This is a genomic window from Curtobacterium sp. Csp2 (assembly GCF_013347165.1).
Genome location: NZ_CP054593.1, coordinates 1,103,511 through 1,122,816, shown reverse-complemented (window position 1 = coordinate 1,122,816; position 19,306 = coordinate 1,103,511). Strand labels below are relative to the sequence as shown.

At 73.7% G+C, this 19,306-nt stretch carries 17 protein-coding genes; 11 read left to right on the top strand and 6 right to left on the bottom strand.

Annotated elements, in window-relative coordinates; all coding sequences use genetic code 11:
• Positions 1-74 precede the first annotated feature (74 nt).
• A complete protein-coding gene (locus HUN59_RS05645; protein ID WP_254630000.1) occupies positions 75-1,067 on the top strand; it encodes an alpha/beta hydrolase in 993 nt (330 codons plus the stop codon).
• 37 nt (positions 1,068-1,104) lie between these two features.
• Here HUN59_RS05645 and bla read toward each other — a convergent pair whose 3' ends face one another.
• From bla to HUN59_RS05630, 3 genes are all read right to left on the bottom strand, one after another.
• A complete protein-coding gene (gene bla / locus HUN59_RS05640; RefSeq protein WP_254629999.1) occupies positions 1,105-2,076 on the bottom strand; it encodes a class A beta-lactamase in 972 nt (323 codons plus the stop codon).
• A 56-nt stretch (positions 2,077-2,132) separates the two neighbouring features.
• The gene (locus HUN59_RS05635; protein ID WP_174777799.1) at positions 2,133-2,510 is read right to left on the bottom strand and encodes a VOC family protein; all 378 of its coding nucleotides are present in this window, start codon (positions 2,508-2,510) and stop codon (positions 2,133-2,135) included.
• 90 nt (positions 2,511-2,600) lie between these two features.
• A complete protein-coding gene (locus tag HUN59_RS05630; RefSeq protein ID WP_174777798.1) occupies positions 2,601-3,296 on the bottom strand; it encodes a helix-turn-helix transcriptional regulator in 696 nt (231 codons plus the stop codon).
• A 194-nt stretch (positions 3,297-3,490) separates the two neighbouring features.
• Between HUN59_RS05630 and HUN59_RS05625 the strand changes: the two genes are divergently transcribed.
• From HUN59_RS05625 to HUN59_RS05605, 5 genes are all read left to right on the top strand, one after another.
• On the top strand, positions 3,491-4,129 hold the full coding sequence (locus HUN59_RS05625; protein ID WP_174777797.1) for a TetR/AcrR family transcriptional regulator: 639 nt from the start codon (positions 3,491-3,493) through the stop codon (positions 4,127-4,129).
• 74 nt (positions 4,130-4,203) lie between these two features.
• Positions 4,204-6,846 carry an MMPL family transporter gene (locus HUN59_RS05620; protein ID WP_174777796.1) on the top strand — a complete coding sequence of 881 codons (2,643 nt, stop codon included), beginning with the start codon at positions 4,204-4,206 and terminating at the stop codon, positions 6,844-6,846.
• A 178-nt stretch (positions 6,847-7,024) separates the two neighbouring features.
• Positions 7,025-7,471 carry a MarR family winged helix-turn-helix transcriptional regulator gene (locus HUN59_RS05615; protein ID WP_144804593.1) on the top strand — a complete coding sequence of 149 codons (447 nt, stop codon included), beginning with the start codon at positions 7,025-7,027 and terminating at the stop codon, positions 7,469-7,471.
• 49 nt (positions 7,472-7,520) lie between these two features.
• Positions 7,521-7,733: a hypothetical protein gene (locus tag HUN59_RS05610; protein ID WP_114850449.1), complete on the top strand. Its 213-nt coding sequence runs from the start codon at positions 7,521-7,523 to the stop codon at positions 7,731-7,733.
• Positions 7,734-7,786: 53 nt separating this feature from the next.
• Positions 7,787-8,881 (top strand): alkene reductase, encoded by a 1,095-nt coding sequence (locus HUN59_RS05605; RefSeq protein WP_174777795.1) that lies wholly within the window; start codon positions 7,787-7,789, stop codon positions 8,879-8,881.
• A gap of 182 nt (positions 8,882-9,063) precedes the next feature.
• Here the strand turns inward: HUN59_RS05605 and HUN59_RS05600 are convergent, their stop codons facing one another.
• Both HUN59_RS05600 and pucL read right to left on the bottom strand, forming a co-directional pair.
• Positions 9,064-9,666 carry a nucleotidyltransferase family protein gene (locus HUN59_RS05600; protein ID WP_254629998.1) on the bottom strand — a complete coding sequence of 201 codons (603 nt, stop codon included), beginning with the start codon at positions 9,664-9,666 and terminating at the stop codon, positions 9,064-9,066.
• A 29-nt stretch (positions 9,667-9,695) separates the two neighbouring features.
• Complete coding sequence (pucL, locus tag HUN59_RS05595) at positions 9,696-10,637, bottom strand: factor-independent urate hydroxylase (RefSeq protein ID WP_174777793.1); 942 nt, start codon at positions 10,635-10,637, stop codon at positions 9,696-9,698.
• 288 nt (positions 10,638-10,925) lie between these two features.
• Between pucL and HUN59_RS05590 the strand changes: the two genes are divergently transcribed.
• Genes HUN59_RS05590 through HUN59_RS05580 form a run of 3 tightly spaced genes read left to right on the top strand, consistent with a single transcriptional unit; the run spans position 10,926 to position 15,600 of the window.
• Complete coding sequence (locus HUN59_RS05590) at positions 10,926-11,813, top strand: FAD binding domain-containing protein (protein WP_174777792.1); 888 nt, start codon at positions 10,926-10,928, stop codon at positions 11,811-11,813.
• Positions 11,810-14,599 carry a molybdopterin-dependent oxidoreductase gene (locus tag HUN59_RS05585; RefSeq protein ID WP_174777791.1) on the top strand — a complete coding sequence of 930 codons (2,790 nt, stop codon included), beginning with the start codon at positions 11,810-11,812 and terminating at the stop codon, positions 14,597-14,599. Before HUN59_RS05590 ends, HUN59_RS05585 begins: the two co-directional genes overlap by 4 nt.
• Positions 14,599-15,600, top strand: a complete 1,002-nt coding sequence (locus HUN59_RS05580) for an XdhC family protein (RefSeq protein ID WP_174777790.1) — start codon at positions 14,599-14,601, stop codon at positions 15,598-15,600. The genes HUN59_RS05585 and HUN59_RS05580 overlap by 1 nt, the downstream gene beginning before the upstream one ends.
• A 140-nt stretch (positions 15,601-15,740) precedes the next feature.
• On the opposite strand, the gene HUN59_RS05575 is transcribed toward HUN59_RS05580, so the two are convergent.
• Positions 15,741-17,033: an amidohydrolase family protein gene (locus HUN59_RS05575; protein WP_174777788.1), complete on the bottom strand. Its 1,293-nt coding sequence runs from the start codon at positions 17,031-17,033 to the stop codon at positions 15,741-15,743.
• Between the two features lie 221 nt (positions 17,034-17,254).
• On the opposite strand from HUN59_RS05575, the gene HUN59_RS05570 reads away from it, so the two are divergent.
• Complete coding sequence (locus HUN59_RS05570; protein ID WP_174777787.1) at positions 17,255-17,713, top strand: hypothetical protein; 459 nt, start codon at positions 17,255-17,257, stop codon at positions 17,711-17,713.
• Between the two features lie 179 nt (positions 17,714-17,892).
• Positions 17,893-19,290: an amidohydrolase family protein gene (locus tag HUN59_RS05565; protein ID WP_174777786.1), complete on the top strand. Its 1,398-nt coding sequence runs from the start codon at positions 17,893-17,895 to the stop codon at positions 19,288-19,290.
• Positions 19,291-19,306: the final 16 nt, after the last annotated feature.

Below are 19,306 nucleotides of genomic sequence, written 5' to 3'. Positions count from 1 at the left end.
CGGTACGGATCGTTACCCCGCGGGGCTCGTCGTGACCTCGTCGTGACCGTGATCGGCGTGGGTACGCTCGGGTGATGGACGCGGGGCAGTGGCACGAGGACGTGCTCGGACCGCCGTTCGAGCGCCTGGAACTGCCGCTCGGGACGGACGCCGAGGGGCCCGTCGTCGCCACGCTCGTCCGCCGACGCCGGTCACCGAACGACCTGCTCCTGCACGCCCGTGGCCCCCTGCACGGGGTCGACGTGCTGTACGTGCACGGGTGGTCGGACTACTTCTTCCAGGTCGAGCTCGCCGAGCGGGTGGAACGACTCGGCGCCCGCTTCCACGCCCTGGACCTGCGGAAGTACGGCCGGAGCCTGCGGCCGCACCAGACCCCGGGGAACGTGGACGACCTCGCGGTGTACGACGAAGACCTCGGTGCGGCGCTCGACGCGATCGCCGCCGAGCACCGGGGTGGTCCGCGCCGCCGACTCGTCCCGATGGGGCACTCGACCGGCGGGCTGACGCTGTCGCTGTGGGCGGCACGACACCCCGAGCTCGTGGACGGCCTCGTGCTCAACAGCCCGTGGCTGGAGTTCCAGGCGAGCGCCGTCGGTCGGGCACTCGTCGCCCCGGTGATCAAGCTCGGCGCCCGGCGGAACCCGCTCGCACCGCTGCCGGCCGTCGACCCGGGCTTCTACACGAGGACCGTCTCCGCCGCCGGCGAGGGCTCGTGGACCTACGACCAGCAGTGGCGCCCGGCCCGGGGCTTCCCGCTCCACCCGAACTGGCTCGCCGCGGTGTTCGCGGGGCAGGCGCGCGTCGAGGCCGGTCTCGGCATCGAGGTCCCGACGCTCGTGCTCCTCAGCGACAAGAGCATGCTCCAGCCCCGTTGGGACGACGGCATGGCCCGGGCGGACGTGGCGATCAACGTCGACGTCGTCGCGCACCGGGCGCTGTCGCTCGGCTCCGAGGTCACCGTCCGGCGGCTCCGGGGCGCCCTGCACGACGTCGTGCTGTCCGAGCCGGACGTCCGCGAGCGTGCGTACGACGCGATCGGCCGCTGGGCCACGACGATCCCGCGCTGACCCCGTCGACCGAGGAGCGCGTCAGCCGAGGTGCGCGTCAGCCGAGGTGCGTGATCGCGATCCGGGTGGCCTCGGCGACGAGCGCGTCCGAGGGCTCGGCGTCCGCCGAACCGTGCGCCGTCATCACGACGAGCACGATCGGGTCCCGGCCCGGCGGGGTGACGACCGCGACGTCGTTCCGCACGCCGCACGACGCGGTCCCGGTCTTGTCCGCGACGGTCCACGACGGGTCGACGCCGGCGCGGATCGTCGTCGTCCCGGTCGTCGTGCCGAGCATCGCGTCGCGGAGCAGCGACCGGTCGTCCGCGTCGAGCGCGTCCCCGAGCAGCACGGCGCGGAGGTCCGCGGCGGACTGCGCCGGGGTCGTGGTGTCACGACGGTCCCCCGGGAGGGCGGTGTTGAGGTCCGGTTCGGTGCGCGAGACGTCCGTCGTCGTGTCACCGAGGCCGCGCAGCCACCGCGTCACCCCGGCGACGCCGCCGACCCGCTCGACGAGCAGGTTCGCCGCGGTGTTGTCGCTCTGCCGGACGGCCGCGTCGACGAGCTGCCGCACGGTCAGGCCGGTGTCGACGGCCGGGGTCGTCACCGGGGCGTAGGACAGCAGGTCGCCGCGGTCGTAGTGCACGACCTCGTCGAGGTCCGCCGGGGACGAGGCGGTGAGCACCGCGGCGGCGATCTGCACCTTGTTCGTCGAGGCGAAGGCGAACCGCTCGTCCGCGCGGTACCCGAGCGATCGCCCGCTGCCGGTGTCCACGGCGACGACCCCGACCCGGGCACCGTCCCGACGCTCGAGGTCAGCCAACGCCTGTCGGGTCGTGCCGTCGGTGATCGGCACAGTCGCGGTCGGCACGGCCGCGGTCGGCACGGCGGAACCGGCCGACGACCCCGACCCGTCCGGGCCGTCCCCGGCGGTGCACCCCGTCAGCAGCACCGCCGTCAGCGCCACCAGCCCGACCGCCACCGTCCGCACGCCGGCCGTCCGCGCGCCTGCCGTCCTCGTCACTCCCACGCGTCGGAGCCTGCCGCACACGCCCGACGCAGCGCTGGGAGCGGTCCGGCTGCGGCTCAGGCGGGTCGGCTGAACAGGTTGACGAGGTTCCCCTCCGGGTCCCGGAACAGGGTCGAGCGGTTGCCCCACGGCATCGTCGTCGGCGGCAGCACGACCTCGCCGAGCACGCCCGAGTCCTGCAGCCGGTCGAACGCCGCGTCGACGTCCGGGACCGAGAACTCCACGACGAGCCCCGGGTTCTGCCCGGGCACCGGCGCACCCGCACCGAGCCCCTCGACGGTCTCCGGCGCCGCGAGCGCGAGCACGAGCCCGCCGGCACGGACCTCGGCGAAGACCGGCGCCGGTCGGTGTGCGGTGGTGCCGGTGACCGCCTCGTAGAAGGCGGTCGTGCCCGCCAGGTCGGCGGTGATGATCCTGATCGACGTGAACTCCACGCTGTCCTCTCCCGGCGACCTGCGGTGGCCGCCCGGCACCAGGTTCACGCAGCCCCGCGACAGCGTCCTGTCGGTGTTCCCCGGACCCGCTCAGTCCGCGAGCACGGACCGGAGCACCCCGTGCGGGATGTCGAGCTCGTCGAACCGCACGGCCCGCCGCGGCACCCGCTCGTCCGTCGGCTCCACCCCGAGCACCCGGTCGCCGCGGAAGGCACGGACCCCGTCGCGCAGCCGACACCACGCGACGAGGTACCAGTCCTCGCCCCTGCCGACGTACCCGAGCGGCTCGACCGCCCGCTCGGTCTCGTTCCCCTGCGCGTCCCGGTACCGCAGCCGGACGACCCGGCCGCCGGCCAGAGCAGGCAGGAGCGCGGTCGGTCCCGGCACCCGGTCACCTGTCTCGAGCAGGTGCACCCGTCGGGCGAGCGAGGCGCTGCGCCGCGCGTCGTCCTCCGCGAGCACCGCCCGCACCTTCTGCGCGGCACCGCGCGCGGCGTCGCGGAACGGGCTCGTCGCGAGGGCGCCGAGGCCGACGGCGACGGCGAGCGCCTCCTCCGCGGTCAGCCCGAGCGGCGGCAGCGTCGCGCGGGCGTCGAGCGTGTAGCCGCCGGTCCGGCCGGGTTCCGCCCAGATCGGCACGCCCGCCTCCTGCAGCGAGCGCAGGTCGCGCTCGATGGTCCGGACGCTCACGCCGTACCGCGCGGCGAGCGTCCGCGCGCTCCGCAGCGCGGGCGCGGCCGCGCGCAGCTCCTCGACGAGCGCGTAGAGACGATCAGTGCGGTTCACGACGCGACCACGGTACGGCCTGGAGGCGCGTGGCGGGCCCGCCCCGTGCCTCCCGTCCGACCGCCGGTCCGGCGCGCACCGCGCGCGACCCGCGCGCCGTCGTCCCGCTCGTCGTCTCAGGATCGGGGGACGAAACTGGGCAAGCCCTCGGAGTCGTTGCACCGAGTGCATCGATGCACCTAGTGTTCACAACCGTGACCATATCGACCGACCGCCGTGCCGCCCTCAAGGCGAAGCACCGTGCGGCGATCCTGCAGGCCGCACGCGACCTGGTCGACGAGCAGGGTGGACGCGGGTTCAGCGTCGACGACCTCGCCGCCCGGGCCGACATCGCCCGGCGCACGGTGTTCAACCACTTCGCCTCCCTGGACGAGGTCCTGCTCGCGGTGTGCGAGCAGGAGCTGTCGGTGATCATCGACCGGTTCCTGGCGGACATGGCGCGCACGCCGATCGGCGACGGCAGCCGGGCCTCGATGTTCGACGAGCTGGAGTCCGCCGCGCGTGGTGCCGACCTCGCCCCCGCGATCGCCGGGATGTACGACATCCTGGGCGACCCCGGGAAAGAGGACCCGAAGGCCGCGGTGCTCACGCAGACCGCGTTCGGCCGGGTCACCGAGCGCCTACGCGACGAGGTCGCAAGGCGGCACCCCGGCGCGGACGTCCTGGACACCGCCCTGCTCGTCGACTCCCTGATGAGCGGCATCGTCGTGATCGCCGAGCACTGGCTCGACCACCACGGCCCCGACCTCACCCCGGCGACGCTACGCGCCTGGGACGAGCTGCTGAGCCGCCTCGTGCACAGCGTCCGCTCCGGCTACATGCCGGCGCACTGACACCTCCCTCCCCGGGGTCCACCGGCGCACCCCGCACCGCAACAGCACCTGACACGAAAGGACGGGGCAGCCGCATGGCCGGTCTCCTCTACCGTCTCGGACGGTTCTCCGCACGACGGCACTGGCTGGTGATCATCGCCTGGATCGTCATCATGGGCATCGCCGGGCTCACCTTCAGCCTGTTCCAGGGGTCGATCTCGTCGTCGATCACGATCCCGAACACCAAGACGAGCCAGGCGCAGGACGAGCTCGCCGACAAGTTCCCGTCGGCGAACGGCGGCAACGGGACGATCGTGTTCCAGACCACCGACGGCAAGGCCTTCACGGACACCCAGAAGGCCGACGTGAAGTCGTTCCTGGACGGGTTGAAGGACCTCGACGGGGTCAAGGGCGTCCGCGACGGGTTCACGACGCAGGACCAGCTCGACGAGCAGCGCCAGAAGATCACCGACGGTCGGAAGCAGATCGAGGACGGCCGCGCGCAGATCACGAGCGGACAGCAGCAGCTCGACCAGCAGAAGGCGCAGCTGGAGTCCGGCAAGCAGCAGATCGCGACCGCCCAGCAGGAGCTCGACGCGAAGAAGGCCCAGGCCGCCGCGGCCGGTGGTGCGGCAGCCACCGCGGCCCAGGCGCAGCTCGCCCAGGCGCAGGCGCAGATCGACGCCCAGCAGCAGCAGATCACCGCGGGCGAGCAGCAGATCATGCAGGCCCAGCAGCAGATCGACGAGAACACGAAGAAGCTCGACACGAGCGAGCAGGAGCTCGAGCAGGGCTCCGACCTGCTCGACCTGTCGAAGGACATCCGCTTCGTGTCGTCGAACGGCCAGTCGTCGATCGGCACCGTGCAGTTCACGAAGTCGACCTACGAGGTGCCGCAGGAGACCAAGCAGGCGATCTCGGACAAGGCCGAGTCGGCGAAGATCGACGGCGTCGCCGTGTACGTCTCGAACGACATTGCGCAGGGCGTGCCGTCCATCCTCGGCCCGGGTGAGATCGTCGGCGTCATCATCGCGGCGCTCGTGCTGTTCCTCATGCTCCGCACGATCATCGGCGCCGCGATCCCGCTGCTCTCCGCCGTGCTCGGCGTCGGGATCGCGTCGCTCGCCTCACTGTCGTTCTCGAGCCTGGTCGAGTTCATCTCGGTCACGCCCGTGCTGGGGGTGATGCTGGGCCTGGCGGTCGGCATCGACTACTCGTTGTTCATCCTGAACCGGCACCGGACACAGCTGAAGGCCGGCATGGACGTCCACGAGTCCATCGGGCTCGCGAACGGCACCTCCGGCAACGCCGTGGTGTTCGCGGGCACGACGGTCATCGTCGCCCTGCTCGCGCTGAACATCACCGGGATCCCGTTCCTCGGCCTGATGGGCACCGTCGGCGCGGTCGCGGTCCTGTTCGCCATCCTCATCGCGACCTCGTTCACCCCGGCGCTGCTCTCGCTGCTCGGCATGCGGATCCTGCGGAGGAAGGAGCGGCAGCGGATCGGCAACACGGGCTCGATCCGGGTGCCGAACAAGCCGATGTCGACCTGGCGCGCGGTCGTCACGCTCGTCGCCGGCGTCCTCGTGCTCGGCGTGGTCGCGATCCCGGCGACGCAGATGCGCCTCGGCCTGCCCACGGGTGCGTCCGAGTCCGTCGACTCGAGCCAGTACAAGGCGTACAAGGCGCTCGACCGCGACTTCGGCGCCGGACAGAACGGCCCGCTGCTCGTCGTCGCCGACCTGCCGAAGTCCGTGTCGGAGGACGACGTCACCGTACGAGAGGTCACCATCGGCCAAGCGATCGCGAAGAACTCCGACGTGCAGGCCGTGCTGCCGATCGGCGCCTCGAAGGACCGCGACATCATCGCGTTCCAGGTGAAGCCCGCCGGCGGCCCGGACAGCATCTCGACCGAGCGGCTCGTCACCGATCTGCGCGAGCAGACGGTGTCGACCGACGACGGCAAGGTCACCCTCGGCGTCGCGGGCAACGCGAGCGCGAACATCGACGTGTCCGAGAAGCTCTCGAACGTGCTGCCGCTGTACCTGGCGGTCGTCGTCGGCCTGTCGCTGATCATCCTGATCGTGGTGTTCCGGTCGTTCCTCGTGCCGATCACCGCGACGGCCGGGTTCATCCTGTCCGTGCTCGCCTCGTTCGGTGGCCTGACCGCGATCTACCAGTTCGGCTGGCTCGGCTCCGTGTTCGGCGTGCACGACCCGGCGCCGATCCTGAGCTTCCTGCCCATCATCGAGATCGGCATCCTGTTCGGTCTGGCGATGGACTACCAGCTGTTCCTGGTGTCCGGCATGCGCGAGGCCTACGCCCACGGCGCCTCGGCGAAGGTCGCGGTCCAGCGCGGGCTGCACGCCGGCCGCGCGGTGGTCACGGCCGCGGCGATCATCATGATCTCGGTGTTCGCGGGCTTCATCTTCTCGGACTCCTCCACCATCAAGCCGATCGGCTTCGGGCTCGCGTTCGGCGTGCTGATCGACGCCTTCGTGGTCCGGATGCTCCTCATCCCGGCGGTGATGCACCTGCTCGGGAAGAGCGCCTGGTGGATCCCGAAGTGGCTCGACCGGATCCTGCCGGACGTCGACGTCGAGGGCGCGAGCCTGGAGCGCTCGCACCCGGCCGACGGCCGCGGACACGGCAACGCCGAGCACCAGGGGTCGCACGCGGCGGACGTCGCCCCGGACGCGAACCCGCACGAGGGGCACACGCCGACGCACCGCGCGTAGGGCGCAGAGCCGCGCGTGGGTGACCGATCCGCGCGTGGGCGACCGTTCCGCGCACGGGTGACCGATCAGCGCGAGGGAGGCAGGAAGTTCCGGCCTCCCTCGCGCGGTTCGTCATCCCACGTCGGCTGCGATGCGCTCGAACCGCGCCGACCGTTCGCGCACGAAGTACCGTGGACGCATGACCTCGACCGACGTCGACCCGCTCGCGCTCGACCGCCAGCTCTGCTTCGCCCTCGCCGCGACGAGCCGGAGCGTGATCGGGCTCTACCGCGACCTGCTCGACCCGATGGGCCTGACGCACCCGCAGTACCTCGTGATGCTCGCCCTGTGGGAGCACGATCCCCGCTCGGTGCGCGAGATCGCCGGGGAGCTCCGCCTCGACTCGGCCACCCTCAGCCCGCTGCTCAAGCGGCTCGAGGCCTCCGGGTACGTCCGCCGGGCCCGGAGCACAGCGGACGAACGACAGCTCGAGGTGTCGCTCACCACCGCCGGCCGTGCCCTCCGGCAGCAGGCGCGCACGGTCCCCCTCGCCGTGGCCGACCGGCTGGGCTGGCCGCTCGAACGGCTGGAACGCCTCAAGGACGACCTGACCGAGCTGCTCGGTCGGGTCGACACCCTCGACTGACGAACTCCTTCGTGCCACAATGGTTGGTGTACGAACGAAAGGACGGACCGTGGGTCGCTTCGGCAGCTGGTACGACCGCTGGAACCGCACGCTCATCGAGAAGATGGGCCCGTCGCAGATCGGCGCCGGGCACGCCGAGGGCGTCGACGACCGCTCGGTGGACCGCCCGTGCCCGATCTGCCACCAGCCGCTGTCGCAGCACACGGTGATCCGCCCCGAGGGACAGGTCCGCTCGAGCACGCTCGTGTGCCCCGGTCGCTGAGCATCTGCCGTGCCCGGGGAATTGCGCCCGGCAACACGTGGTTCAACGGAGCCGTGAAGCTCTTCGAACCCGCCGACCTCGGCGCACTCCACCTCCGCAACCGCATCGTCATGGCACCCCTGACCCGGACGCGCGCCGGGGCCCATGGTGTCCCGAACGACCTCCTCGTCGAGCACTACGCCCAGCGCGCCTCGCTCGGCATGATCATCACCGAGGGCACCTGGCCCGTGCAGGAGGGCCGCTCCTACCCCGGCCAGCCCGGCATCGAGACCGACGAGCAGGTCGCCGGCTGGCGTCGCGTCGCCGACGCCGTCCACGAGCGCGGCGGCACCATCGTCATGCAGCTCATGCACGGCGGCCGTGTGTCGCACACCGACATCTCCGGCACCCCGCGCATCGTCGGCCCGTCCGCGATCGCCGCCCCGGGCCAGACGCACCTGGCCGACGGCTCGAAGGCCGACATGCCGGTCCCGCACGAGCTCACCACCGACGAGGTCCGCGAGGCCGTGCAGGGCTTCGTCCGCGCCGCCCGCAACGCGATCGCGGCGGGGCTCGACGGGGTCGAGGTGCACGGCGCGAACGGGTACCTGGTCCACGAGTTCCTCTCCCCCGTGTCCAACACCCGCACCGACGAGTACGGCGGCTCCCCGGAGAACCGCGCGCGCTTCGCCGTCGAGGTCACCGCGGCGGTCGCCGAGGCGATCGGCGCGGACCGCGTCGGCATCCGCCTGTCCCCGCAGCACAACATCCAGGGGGTGCTCGAAGAGGACGACGCCGACGCGCTGGCCACGTACACCGCGGTCGCCGAGGGCCTGGCGCCGCTCGGGCTCGCCTTCGTGGACGTCCTGAACGCGGAGCCGGGCAGCGAGCTCGTGCAGCACGTCCGCCGCACCGCGGGCGCGCCGTTCATCGCCAACTCGGGCTTCTCCTCCATGACCACCCGCGACGAGGCGATCACCCTGCTCGACGGTGGCCTCGCGGACGCCGTCGCCGTGGGCCGTGCCGCGATCGCGAACCCGGACCTCGCCGAGCGCTGGGAGCAGGACGCGGCGCTCAACGAGCCGCGCCCGGAGCTCTTCTACGGCGCGACCGCCGAGGGGTACACGGACTACCCGACGCTCGACCAGGTCCGCGAGCCCGTCGCGTAGTCGACGGGACCAGCGACGGACTGGAGGCGCGATGCCAGCCGGCACCGCGCCTCCAGTCCGTCAAGGGGTCGCTTCCGCCACCCGCCCTGCCGAACCGCGCGGAGGAGGACGATCCGCGCATCGGATCCTGATCCGCGCGTTGCAGGCCGGAAAGAACGACCGGCCATGCGCGGTTCGGCTTCCTACGGCAGCTGCGATGGGACGGAACGCTCGGAACCATCACGGTCCCGATCACGGTCCCGGTCCTCACCGTCCCACAGATCGGCGCAGTCGACCCCGGTGACGCCGGCTCGCCGCAGCCAGGCGCCCGCGCTCCGGTCCCCCGGGTCCGCCGTGACCGCGGCGAGCAGCGCCGCACGGTGTGCAGGACCGACGAGCACCGGGTGACCCGGCCGCTTCCCGAACACCGCCCGCCGCAGGGCGTCGCGGTCCGACCCCGGCCCGAGCACGCGCCGGACGACCGCGGCGGGCAGCGTCGGCAGGTCGACGAGCGTGACGCAGGCGGTGTCCTCGTCGCCGAGGGCACGCAGCCCCGCGGCGAGCGACGCCCCCGGCCCGGCCGCCCAGTCCTCGGCGACGACGACCCGCACGTCGGGAGCGACCGGCACGTGCGGCCGTGCACGGTCGGCGGCGGCCCCGAGCACCACGACGACCTCGGCGCAACCGCCCGCGCGCAGGGTCTCCACCGCGAGCGTCGGCCAGGGCACACCGTCCGGGCGCCGCACGAGCGCCTTCGGCCTGCCCATCCGCGTGCCGGCGCCCGCGGCGAGGACGACCCCGACCACGCGGCGCCGATCCGGCACGGGGTCGCCGGTCACAGGAAGGCGGGCACCGACGCCCACGCGGCCGGGGCCTCGGCGACGCCGTCCCGCACGACCGTGCCGGAGATCAGGCCGTAGGGGCGGTCGGCGGCGAAGAACACCTCGCCCGGGTTCTCGAGGCCGAACGGCGCGAGGTCGACGAGGAAGTGGTGCTTGTTCGGCATCGAGAAGCGCACCTCGGCGATCTCCGGGAACGCCTCGATCGCGGTGCGGCCCATCGCGAACAGGGTCTGCTGGAGCGCGAGCGAGTGCAGGTCCGCGAAGGTCGCGAGCATCCGGTCGAGGACCCCGGCGTACAGCGCGTCGTAGTCGATGCCGGCGGCGACCGCCTCGGGCGTGTAGCGCCAGCGGGCGGTGACCGAGGTCGCGAGGATCCGGTCGTCGGTCTCCGCCAGGGTCGTGTAGCCGTCGCGGGGGAAGCCGTGGAACTCGCTGCCGGTCGACTTCAGGACGGTCAGGTCGGTGACACCGGCGAGCACGTGCACGTCGTCGCCGTCGACCTGCACCACGACGGTGCGGGTGCCCCGACCCGAGCGGACGAAGGAGTGGTCGTGCTCCCGGCCGTCGACCGCGATGCGCTCCCAGGCGTGCTGCTCGGCGGACAGCGTCGAGCCGTCGTACCAGTCGAACGCCGTGGCGAAGTGCCGACCGAGGCGGAGCAGGAAGTCCTCGGGGGTGCCGACGCCGTGCTCCTTCGCGAAGGCGTAGACGGTGTTCTTCTGCGTGTCCGTGGCGACGACCTTCGCGTTGTCGCCCTCGGTGTAGGACTCGGCGAGCGCCGCGCCCCGCAGCTGCGTCGTGACGGTGAGGTCCTCGATCTCGTGCCGGTCGGTGTCGCGGGTCACCCGGACGAGTCGGACCTCGGCCTTGCCGTACTGGTTCGCGCCGAGGCGGACGGAGGTCGTGACGGGGGCTGCGGTGGCGGTGGTGTCCATGCGGCGACGATGACACCCGGTTGTTTCGGGGGTGCGTCGATCAGGTCACGGGTTCCGGCACCGGACGTGACCCGGGCGTCGCTGGCCCGTAACGACGCTGAAACACCGGTTCCCTAGCGTTGCCGCCACGAACCGATCCGACCCGAGGAGGCCCCGTGGCGCGCACGTCCGCACCCCGAGCGGCGTCCAGGTCTGCCCGTGGGGCGTGGAACCGCGGCATGATCGCGCACGGTCGACGGCCGGCGGCGACACCCGACCCGTCGACCGTCACCCTGATCGGACCCCCTCATGGACCTCGTCTCCGTCCGCACCGTGCGGACACCGTCGCACCGCGACGACCTCGCGCTCGCCCCCGGTGAGCAGCCCCTCGCGGGCGGCACCTGGCTGTACTCCGAGGAGCAGCCGGACACGACCGGCCTCGTCGACCTGACGGGCCTCGGCTGGCCGGACGCCGAGCACACGCCGGACGGGCTGCGGCTCGGCGCGACGTGCACGCTCGCGACGCTGCTGCGGCTGACACCGGAGCCGGACTGGCGCGCCTGGCCGCTCGTCGACCGGTGTGTGAACGCCCTGCTCGCGTCCTTCAAGGTGTGGAACGCGGCGACCGTCGGCGGCAACGTCGCGACGGCGCTGCCGGCGGGCGCGGTGACGGCGCTGCTCGTCACGCTCGACGCGACGGCCGTGGTGTGGACGACGGACGGCGGGGAGCGCCGGATGCCGGTCGCCGAGCTCGTGACGGGACCGCGCACGACCACGCTCGCCCCGGGCGAGGTCGTCCGTGCGTTCGACGTGCCGGCCGCGGCGCTGCGACAGGAGACCGGGTTCCGCCGGGTCTCGCTCAGCCCGCACGGCCGGACCGGAACGCTCGTCACCGCACGGTGGAGCAGCACCGACCGCGACACCGACACCGGCACCGGCACGGGCACCGGCACCGACGCCGGCTTCGTCCTGGTCGTCACCGGCGGCGTCCCGCGCCCGCTCGTGCTGCGCTGGGACACCGTCCCGAGCGCAGACGCCGTGGACGCCGCCCTCGCCGACCACGACGACTGGTACGACGACCCGCACGGCTCCCCCTCCTGGCGACGCGGGGTCTCGCGCCGCTTCGCCGCGGAGCTCGTCGCCGAGGCCGGCGCGACCGGCCACAGCGGCAGCCGGTGGACCGGTGGTGTCCGATGAGGCTCACCGTCGACGGCACCGCCCTCGAGGCGACCCCGCAGCCCGGCCAGGTCCTCCGCACCCTGCTCCGCGAGCACGGCGTGACCGCGGTGAAGAAGGGCTGCGACGCGGGCGACTGCGGTGCCTGCTCGGTCCTGCTCGACGGCGTCCCGGTGCACTCCTGCATCACGCCCGCCCACCGGCTCGAGGGCCGCACGGTCACCACCGCCGCCGGCCTCGGCACGGCCACCGACCCGCACCGCGTGCAGCGCGCGTTCGCCGAGGCGCCCGGCTTCCAGTGCGGGTTCTGCACCGCCGGGTACGTCGTCACGGCGTCGACGCTCGACGACGACCAGCTGGCCGACCGGCACCGGGTGCTCAAGGGGAACCTGTGCCGGTGCACGGGGTACCGCGCGATCGAGGACGCCCTCGACGGGGTCCGCAACACCGCCTGCGCCACGGCCGGGGACGCCGTGGGGACCTCGGTCGCGGCACCCGCGGCGATGCGCATCGTCACCGGGGACGAGGAGTACACGCTCGACGTCCGCCGGACCGAGGCGCTCCTGCACCTCGCGGTCCTCGGCAGCCCGCACCCGCACGCCCGCGTCACCGCGATCGACACGAGCGCCGCCGAGGCCCTGCCGGGCGTGCACGCCGTGCTCACCCACCGGGACGACCCCGGTGTGCTGTTCTCCACCGGGCGGCACGACTCCCGGCTCGACGACCCCGACGACACCCGCGTGTTCGACCCCGTCCTGCGCTTCCGCGGACAGCGCGTCGCGGCCGTCGTCGCGGAGAGCGTCCGGATCGCCGAGCAGGCCTGCGCTCTGCTCCGGGTCACGTACGAGGTGCTGCCGAGCGTGCACGACGTCGACGCAGCGCGGCGTCCCGGCGCACCGCTGCTGCACGGCGACAAGACCACCGCCGAGCACCGCATCGCCGAGCCCGACCGGAACGTCGTCGCCGCCCTGCACGGCGGGACCGGGGACCTGGAGGGCGCCCTCGCCGCGTCCGCGGCGACGGTCGAGGGCACGTGGTCGACGGGTCGCGTCTCGCACGCCGCGCTCGAGACGCACGCGACCCGCGGGTCGCTGGACCGGGACGGGAGGCTCGTGCTGCGGACCGCCACGCAGGTCCCGTTCCTGGTGCGGGACGAGATCGCGCACGTCTTCGGTCTCGACCCGGCCCGGGTGCGCGTGGTCGCCAAGCGGGTCGGCGGCGGGTTCGGCGGCAAGCAGGAGATGCTGACCGAGGACCTCGTGACGCTCGCGGTGCTCCGCACCGGACGGACCGTGCAGTACGAGTTCAGCCGACGCGACGAGCTCACGATCGCGCCGACGCGGCACCCGATGCGCGTGCGGGTGCGGCTGGGCGCCGACGCGAACGGTCGGCTCACCGCGATGCACGTCGACCAGACGATGGACACGGGGGCGTACGGCAACCACGGCGTCGGCGTGATGTTCCACTCGGTCAGCGAGTCGGTCGCCGTGTACCGCTGCCCGGTCAAGCGCGTCGACGCCGAGTCCGTCTACACGAACAACCTGCCGTCCGGGGCGTTCCGCGGGTACGGCCTCGGGCAGGTCGTCTTCGCGATCGAGTCGGCGATGGACGAGCTCGCGCGCCGCCTCGACCTGGACCCGTTCGAGCTGCGCCGCCGGAACGTCGTGGTGCCGGGTGACCCGCTCGTCGTCACCGACCCCGACGAACAGGACGACCTGCGCTGGGAGGGCAGCTACGGGCTCGACCAGTGCCTGGACCTGGTCGAGGACGCCCTCCGTGCGCCCCTGCCCGAGGTCCCCGCGATGGACGGGCCCGTGCTCGACGACTCCGGCGACTGGGCGCACGGTACCGGGATCGCCCTCGCCGCGATCGCCACGATGCCGCCCCGCGGGCACCACGCCCACGCGTCCGTCGAGGCCACCGCCGACGGCCGCTACCGGATCGGGGTCGGCACGGCGGAGTTCGGCAACGGCACCACGACCGTGCACACCCAGCTCGTCGCCACGGCGCTCGGCACCACGCCCGACCGGGTCGACGTGCACCAGTCCGACACCGATGCCGCTCGGTACGACACGGGCGCGTTCGGGTCGGCGGGGGTGGTCGTCGCGGGCAGGGCGCTGTACGCCGCCGCGCTCGACCTGCGCGAGCAGATGACCGGCAGGGCGCTCACGCTCGTCGCGGCCCGGACGCCACGCGCCGCCGTCGGTCCGCTCGGCCCCGCGGTCGCCGTGCTGCCCGACGGGGTGCGGGTCGGCGACGAGCTCGTCGGGCACGCCGAACTGCTCGCCGAGGGACCGCTCGTCGCCCACGGCAGCCACGACGGCACCCCGCGGTCCCTGGCCTTCACGGTGCACGGCGCCCGGGTGGCCGTGCACCGGCCGACCGGCGAGGTCCGCGTGCTCCACAGCGTGCAGGCCGTCGACGCCGGCACGGTCCTGAACCCCGAGCAGCTGCGCGGACAGGTCGAGGGCGGCGCCGCGCAGGCCATCGGCTCGACGCTGTACGAGGAGGTCGTGCTCGACGACGCCGGGCGTGTGACGACCGACGCCTTCCGCTCGTACCGGGTGCCGAAGATCTCCGACGTGCCGCGCACGGAGGTCCGGTTCGCCGTCACCTCGGACCCGCTCGGACCGCTCGGCGCGAAGTCCATGAGCGAGGCGCCGTACAATCCGGTCGCGCCGGCGGTCGCGAACGCCGTGCGGGACGCCCTCGGCGTCCGGCCGTACCGCCTGCCGATGACGCGCGACCGGGTCTGGGCGCTCCTCCAGGACGCGGCCGTGGACCGGACCGACGCCGGGGGTGCGTGATGTTCGAACTGGCACCGCGCCTCCTGGCCGTGCTCGACGCCGGCGACCCCGTCGTCGTCGCGACGGCCGTCGCGATGTCCGGCAGCGCGCCCAGCGGGGTCGGGACGTCGATGGCCGTCCTGCCGGGCGGCCAGGTCGTCGGGACGATCTCCGGGGGCTGCGTCGAGGGGTCGCTGTTCGTGACGGCCGAGCAGGTGCTCGCGGACGGCGTGCCCGTGCTCGAGCGCTTCGGCTTCGGCTTCGACGACGACCCGGACGACCCCGACGCGGTGTGGGCGCCGGCGCTCCGCTGCGGGGGCCGGATCGAGGTCCTGGTGCGGCGGATCGTCCCCGGCGACCCCGTCGTGGACGTCCTGCGTCGGGCGGCGTCGGGCGTGCCGACGTCGCTCGCGGTCTCGCTCGAGGCGGACACGCTCGGTGCGGTCGTCACCGCGCCGGACGGGTGCCGTGGCCGGGTGTTCGTCGAGCGCGCGGACGCCCGGCCGCGGTGCATCGTCGTCGGGGCCGTGGAGTTCGCCGTCGCCGTGACGAACGCCGCGGCGGTGCTCGGGCACGCCGTGACCGTGGTCGACCCGCGGCCGGTGTTCCTGACCGACGAGCGCTTCCCCGCCGCGGACGAGCGCATCGTGGGGTGGCCGACGCGGGTGCTCGAGGGGCTGCCGATCGACGCGTCGACGGTGGTCGTCGTCCTGTCCCACGACGAGCGGTTCGACGCCGCGGTGATCGACCTCGCGCTCCGCCGCGGTGCCGGGTACGTGGGGGCGATGGGCTCCCGTGCGACGCACGAACGGCGGACGGCGGAGTTACGCGCGCTCGGCACGCCGGACCTCGGGCGGCTGCGGTCCCCGATCGGGCTCGACATCGGCGCGGAGACCCCGGCCGAGATGGCGGTCGCGATCACGGCCGAGGTGATCGCCGTGCGTCGGGGTGCTCCGGGTGGCGCGCTCGCCGGCGGGGCGGGGCCGATCCACCGGCGGGCGGTGGCGGCGGCATCGGGCTGAGCGGGCGGGCGGGTTGCCGTTCTGAACCAGGAATCCGACGTCGAACCAGGCGCTGCTGCTGGTTCGACGTCGGGAACGTGGTTCGATCCGCACCCTCGACCTCGATCCGTGCTCCCGAGTTCGAACCCGGCCCGCCGCCGTCACACCGGCGTGCGCGCAAGCCGCTCCGTGAGCCGCGCCGCGATCTCGCGCTCGTCCCCCGTCACGAGCCGGTGGTCCCGGACGACCACGCGCCCGCCGACCACCACGTGCTTCGGCCGCCGCCCCGGGGACGCCCAGAGCAGCCCGGCGACCGGGTCGGCAACGCCCGCGTCCGGGACGCCCGAGACGTCCCACACGCACAGGTCGCCCGCGGAGCCCACCCCGAGGTGCCCGAGCTCCGGGCGTCCGAGTCCCGCCGCCGACCCCTCGGTCATCATCCCGAGCACCTGCCGTGCCGGGAGCTGTGGCCCGACGAGCGCCGACACCTGCATCGCCAGCCGGCCGTCCGCGAGCAGGTGCCCGGCGTCGTTGCTGCCGCCCCCGCTCGTCCCGAGGCCGACCGGGATCCCCGCCTGCGCCAGCGCCGCGACCGGGGCGATCCCCCACCCCATCGGCACGTCGCACCCCGGCGCGTGCGTCGCGCTCACCCCGGCTGCCGCGAGCCGGGCGACCTCGTCGACGGTGACGTCGCACAGGTGCGCGATCGTCACGTCCGGTGCGAGCCACCCCCACTCCTCGAGCAGGTCGAGCGGCCGCCGCCCGTACCGCTCGAGGGCGATGGCGGTGTCCACCTGCTCGTTCGCCTGTGTCCTCCGCCGCAACCCGTGCTGCGCCGCGACCTCGCCGAGCGCCCGGAAGGTCGCCTCGCCGTCCGAGTGCACCCCGGCCGGCCCCACCGCGACCTGGAGCCGCCCGTCCGGGTCCACCCCGCCGACGGCGCGCTCGTGCAGCAGCCGCCCGGCGATCGCGTCCGCCGACGCGGCGGCGCGCTCCGGGTCGTCGCGCGCCGACCCCCGGACGAACACGAGCCGCCCGCCGAGCCCGCGGACGGCGTCGACCGTCGCGCCCGCGAGCTCCACGGTGTCGTCGGTGGTCGCGTCCGCGGGCCAGTTCAGGTGGTGGTCGGCGATCGTCGTGACGCCGGACAGGAGGCCCTCCGCGGCTCCGGCGGACACGGCCAGTCCGTACAGCTCGGGATCGTGCCCCGCCCGGGCGTACGCCGCGGCCATCGTCGGGAGCCACTCCGCCATCGGGACACCGCGCGTGCCCGGCAGCGTCCGGAACGCGGTCTGCAGCAGGTGGTGGTGGGCGTTCACGAGGCCGGGCGTCACGACGCACCCGGACGCGTCGAGCGTGGTCTCGAGGTCGCTGCCGTCGTCGACGACGACGTCACCGTCCCGTTCGGTGCGGGGGTCGACGAGGACACGGCGGGCACCGGTGACGGTCAGCATGCGACGGTTCTAGCAGCCGCCTGTTTCCGGGGCGTGACGGCGGACGCCCCGGGCTCGTGCCTGTGTACGCTCGCACCAGGTCGGAGGGGGACGACATGGCTGGTCTCGGGTCGGACGGTGTCGCCGCGCGGTCGGTGCACGGCCTCCGCCCGGAGCGCCTCTGCTCGGCGGTCGTGGCAGCTCTGGCCGTGTCCCTGTTGACCGCTTGCGCAGGGGAACCCGTGGAGTCCGGAACGTCCCCGCACCGCGCCGTCTCGTCGGACGACGCGAAGCAGTCGATCACCGACGCGGTCGACCGCACCGCGGCGATCGTCGACGGGGACTGGAAGGTCCTCAGCGGACCGCGGCTCGGTCTGTGCAAGGGCTCGGACGGGTCCGGCGATGCCGAGGACCCAGGCGGTGTCACCTGGGTGTACGTCGAGCAGCGGCCCGGCGCGGATGACCCGAGGGACGATCTCCGCAAGGTCGAGTCGTTCTGGCAGAGCCTGGGGATCACGACGAAGCGGTACCGCAGCGGCGGCGACGACCCGGACCTCAGGGTGTCCGGACGGGGCGGTCCGGTCACCAGCATCGACTTCCTCGCGTCCACCGAGGGTGGCTACAGCATCGACGGCGAGTCAGCGTGCGCGGACGGTGACCTTGACGAACTCGCCACGAGCTCGCCCTCGCCGACCCCCTAGTCCGCACCGTCTCCCCGAACGTGGTCACCGAGACCGACCAGCCCCGCGGTCCTGACTCGCCCGCTCCCAGTCCCGGCGCGCCGGCTCCGCGGACCGCGCCCGTTCCGACCGCCCGCACCGCGCCCTCGGGGAAACCCCGCGGTGACACCCGCGAAACACGCGCACCCTAGGTTCGCCCCATGTCACAGACCCTGATCCGCGCCGGCTGGGTGCTGACCGCAGCACCGGACGACGCCGCCACCCCCGCCGCGATCCGCGACGGCGCCGTCCTGCTCGACGGGGACCGCATCGCCGCCGTGGGCACCTTCGCGGAGCTGTCCCCCGCCCACCCGGACGCCCCGGTCCGCGGGGGTGCGTACGACGTCGTGACCCCGGGCTTCGTGAACACGCACGGGCACTTCAGCGAGGGGCTCATCACGGGCATCGGCTCGCAGTACACCCTGTGGGAGTGGCTCACCGCACTGATCGGCCGTGTCAACCCGGTGATGACCCGCGAGAAGGCCTACGCCGGCACCGTGCTGCAGGGCATCCAGCTGCTCCGGAGCGGTGTCACGACCGCGAACGACATGTTCTGCGCAGACCCGATGCCCGACGAGCCGGCGACCCCCGGGGTCGTCGCGGCGCTCGAGGACCTGGGTCTGCGCGGCGTGGTGTCGTTCGGCTCCGGGGACGTCGACCGGGACTTCGGCGCGACGCCGATCCTCGAGGAGTTCGAGGCCCTGCGCGAGGCCGCCGACGCCAGCCGGTACAGCACGTTCCGGGTCGGGGTGTCGTCGATCGGGCGGTACACCGACGACACCTGGCAGGAGCACGTCGACTACGCGGTCGCCGGCGGCCACGGCGTGCACGTGCACTTCCACGAGGTCCGCGAGGAGGTCACCGCAGCCCGGCAGCGCACCGGCCGCACGGCCATCGGGCACGCCGAGGCCACGGGCATGTTCCAGGTGCCGGTGATCGCGGCGCACAGCGTCTGGGTCGACCGGGAGGACCGCGAGCGCTACGCGTCGAACGGCGTCGGCGTCGCCCACAACCCGGTCGCGAACGGCATCCTGGCGAGCGGCATCGCCCCGGTCGCGGAGCTCCGGGCCCTCGGCGTCCCGGTCGGCATCGGCGTGGACGGGCCGGCGTCCAACGACTCGCAGGACTTCCTGCAGGCGATGAAGACGGCGGCGCTCCTGGCGCGCGTCCGGGACCTGCAAGCCACGGCGATGAGTGCGCGCGAGGCGTTCGAGATGGGGACAATCGGCGGCGCCCGCGCGCTGCGGATGGACGCCGAGATCGGCTCGCTCGAGCCGGGCAAGCGCGCCGACCTGGTCGTGTTCGACGGCGACTCCCCCACGCTGGCGAACGTGCACGACCCGTACCAGGCGGTCGTCTTCGTCGCCGGCAGCCGTGAGGTCCGCGACGTCTGGGTCGACGGCGAGCTGAGCGTCGTCGACCACGACGTCACACGGGTGGACGTGCGCGAGGCGGTCGCCCGCGCCCGCCCCCTCGCCCGTCAGCTGGTCGCCGAGGCGGGGCTGGAGCGCCTCTCGGCGCTCACCGGCGGCGCACTCGACGACACCGAGCGTCCGTAGGGGCGGTCCCCGACCC